This is a genomic window from Synechococcus sp. CCAP 1479/9 (genome assembly GCF_019038535.1).
GTDB lineage: Bacteria > Cyanobacteriota > Cyanobacteriia > PCC-6307 > Cyanobiaceae > Cyanobium.
The window spans coordinates 1-277 of sequence record NZ_JAFKRK010000056.1; the positions used below are offsets into that span (position 1 = coordinate 1).

1 pseudogene is annotated in these 277 nt (G+C 65.3%); it reads right to left on the reverse strand.

From position 1 onward, the window contains the following. A pseudogene (locus KUG38_RS17285) lies at positions 1-277 on the reverse strand (photosystem II D2 protein (photosystem q(a) protein)); the annotation flags it as partial.

The following is a 277-nucleotide window of genomic DNA, read 5'->3' on the forward strand; positions in this document are numbered from 1 at the left end:
CTCGAACAGGGTGTTCTCCACCGTGGCGCCATGGATGGCGCACAGCAGGGCACCGCCGAGGATGCCGGCCACGCCCATCATGTGGAACGGGTTCAGGGTCCAGTTGTGGAAGCCCTGCAGGAACAGCAGGAAGCGGAAGATCGCCGCCACCCCGAAGGAGGGCGCGAAGAACCAGCTGCTCTGACCCAGCGGGTACATCAGGAAGACACTGACGAACACCGCGATCGGGCCGGAGAAGGCGATGGCGTTGTAGGGACGGATGCCGACGAGACGGGCG